Source organism: Planktotalea sp. (assembly GCF_039984035.1).
Classification (GTDB): domain Bacteria; phylum Pseudomonadota; class Alphaproteobacteria; order Rhodobacterales; family Rhodobacteraceae; genus Planktotalea.
In genome coordinates, this window is sequence record NZ_JBDWVM010000306.1 from 1 (window position 1) to 2,646 (window position 2,646).

3 protein-coding genes and 1 pseudogene are annotated in these 2,646 nt (G+C 51.8%); 2 read left to right on the plus strand and 2 right to left on the minus strand.

Annotated features, from left to right (window positions below):
* A pseudogene (locus tag ABJQ89_RS13950) lies at nt 1–219 on the minus strand (hypothetical protein); the annotation flags it as partial.
* Between the two features lie 212 nt (nt 220–431).
* On the opposite strand from ABJQ89_RS13950, the gene ABJQ89_RS13955 reads away from it, so the two are divergent.
* Nucleotides 432–1,193: a PEP-CTERM sorting domain-containing protein gene (locus ABJQ89_RS13955; RefSeq protein ID WP_348496797.1), complete on the plus strand. Its 762-nt coding sequence runs from the start codon at nt 432–434 to the stop codon at nt 1,191–1,193.
* A 274-nt stretch (nt 1,194–1,467) separates the two neighbouring features.
* Here ABJQ89_RS13955 and ABJQ89_RS13960 read toward each other — a convergent pair whose 3' ends face one another.
* A complete protein-coding gene (locus ABJQ89_RS13960; RefSeq protein ID WP_348496798.1) occupies nt 1,468–2,187 on the minus strand; it encodes a WYL domain-containing protein in 720 nt (239 codons plus the stop codon).
* Nucleotides 2,188–2,351: 164 nt separating this feature from the next.
* Between ABJQ89_RS13960 and ABJQ89_RS13965 the strand changes: the two genes are divergently transcribed.
* A partial coding sequence (locus ABJQ89_RS13965; RefSeq protein WP_348496799.1) for an alpha/beta fold hydrolase occupies nt 2,352–2,646 on the plus strand: 295 nt, incomplete at its 3' end.

The window sequence follows — 2,646 nt, forward strand, 5'->3', positions numbered from 1 at the left end:
CAGATGCGCGACCTGACCAACCGTCAGTGAAAGAATCTCGCCCGCGCGGTAGGCGGTGTTGATTCCGAATGTGAACAGGCACAGATCGCGTGGGTTTCCACTTAGGCGGGATTTGATCGCTTTGATGTCATTCAACGCGCGAATTGGCTCGACTTTAATCGACGCACCCTTTTGAGGGTGGTTGAAGTTTCGGGGCGGTGTGTCGGGTTTTTGAGCCATATCACAAGCCATTGAATAGACTCGGAATTCTGCCGTCAATCTCAAAACTATCTTTTTCGTATAAGTTAGGATTGTATGAAAAATAGATATCTGTCAACGCCTTGCCGCGCGGCAGCGATCACAATTTGCAACACTCATCCGCCCAAACGCCCAGCTAGCGCAGGTTACCAACTTTTACGAAAAAATTGTCCCTGAGTACGAGGAAAACTCCTATGAAACTGCGTTCTGTTTTAATCTCAACGGCGGCATGCGCGTTGTTGTCATCTGCGTCTTACGCCGTAACGGTCACGCTCAATGTGTCTGGCACAACGGTCGATGCCGAAGGCACGCTGAATTATACGCCCGGCAGCACATTCACCGCGAAGGCGGTTTTTGATGACGGCTTTGCCGATACCAACGCCGATCCGAATGTTGGCTCTTTCTTTGACTTTCGTGCTGCTACAACAGCGCTTGTGTCTTTTGAGCTGACCACGGAATTTGGAACCATCAGTTATGATCCATCTGCTGTGCAAGGGGCTACTGGCTCCATTCTTGCGCCGCAGGTGGCACAAATCCGTAATCCGCTCGATAACCGCCAGACCTTTTCGCTGACGACGCATTTGGGCGGCGATCCCGTCAATAATGGTTTTAGCGGCGCGATGGGTCCGCTGGCTGCCAACAGTATTGGCATGACGATGTTTGGCGATGGCCCGAACACCTATTTCTTCGATAATCCCAACAGCCTGTTTTCAGGGTCGGAAAACGGTTTTTCAACCGATGCGAACTTTCTTGGCGGCACCATCACCGCCACGCAGTTTGGCGGGTTTGATACGACTACGCTGTTCTTCGGCGCGGGCGAGTTTTCGATTGTGGGCGGCGATGGTGACATAGGTGAACCGCTTGCCCCGGTGCCGCTCCCGGCGTCACTGCCGCTGATGGCATTCGGTCTGCTCGGCCTCGGCTGGGCCGCGCGGCGTAAGAAACAAAGAGCTTGAGAAAGCCATCGACGCGCTCGGTACTGGCACCGGGGACTGTCGCATTAATCTAATTGGGGTCGTTTACAGGAGGGGGCGTTGGCACTCTAAGCCCTGTTCGGCTTAGTCGTCGTTCGTTTCTCACGCGGCGAAAGAGGAAAAAGAGCCCAAACTACCGATTTTCTGCATCGCGGCGAACGTCTGCTATTATTTTTGGATTAAGATCTGATCGCCCGAGCGATTTCAAAATTGAGCGTTGATATTCAGTTCAGATGCTGTCCCAAAATCGAAATTATTAGCGTTGCGTGTTGTCCAGAGGTCGAACCGTATCGTCGAAAACGACATGCCTCTTTCGAAATGACGTTCCTTCGATACAGTGTGGTTTTTTGATCCGGTCCATGCGGAAATGCCGAAAATCGTCACGTGCGGGATCCCAAGCAACGAGATACCAAAGCGGCGGCAGGATCAGCATCGCTTGCGGCTCAACCGTTCGTATGCTGCTCACACCTTTTGCATCGCAGTAATCGAACTGCAAATGCAAACGTTGAAGGAAAGCTACCTCGAATTCGGGAAGCAAAGCGGGGTCCATTATGCCAATGTTGGTTCTGTTCACCTGCGGCGCTAATTCCCCGACGTACAAACACTCTAAAAAATCCCGAAGATCGTTAATTTTATCTGACGGAAGTGCCTTTTCGATCTTCGCAAGCCCCGCATCAGCGAAACTTGAAAATGGCAGGTTTCCCGCCGCACGCATCGACGCAACACTGATCAAAAGCGCAAACACTTCGGTCACGGAAAGACGCGGTGCGGTCTGAACTGAACGCGGATCAAGTTGCAGTCCTCCGCCGCGACCGGGTTCTGAATAAATGACAAAACCCTGATCCCGTAACGCACTAATATCGCGCAACAATGTGCTGCGCGATGCCCCGACTTGTTCGGTGAGCGCGGCAATGGTTGATGATCCATTGCGACGCAGGCTGCGTATGATGGCTTCTTGGCGAAGACGTACATTCATTTTTGTTTGAGCTATCGATCAAAGGTGTCAAATTTTGATACCATTGCATCATAGGTCACGAATGTCGATGCCAGTTGGGCGTTTGACACAAACCGAGTAACCAACTGGGCATCAGGTGTAGCGTCGCTATCTGAGTGCCCAGAGTAAGCACAAAAGGCATATTAATGTTTAACTCTAACGACTTTCCCCAACCTACCATGATCGCAGTCAACGGTGTGGAGCTAGAAGTCTTCGAAGCCGGGAAAGAAAACGCAGGGAATCCGATCGTGCTATGTCACGGCTGGCCAGAGCATGCATTTTCATGGCGCCACCAAATGCCAGCGCTTGCGGCTGCTGGCTATCACGTCATTGTCCCCAATCAACGTGGGTATGGTCATTCGTCGCAACCGACTGACGTCACCGCATATGATCTCACACATCTGACTGGTGATCTTTGCGCGCTGCTTGATCACTTTGGAT

Excerpts from the sequence above, each read along its gene's own strand:
- ABJQ89_RS13955 (WP_348496797.1), top strand. The coding sequence starts at position 432 with ATGAAACTGCGTTCTGTTTTAATCTCAACGGCGGCATGCGCGTTGTTG.
- ABJQ89_RS13960 (WP_348496798.1), bottom strand. The coding sequence starts at position 2,187 with ATGAATGTACGTCTTCGCCAAGAAGCCATCATACGCAGCCTGCGTCGC.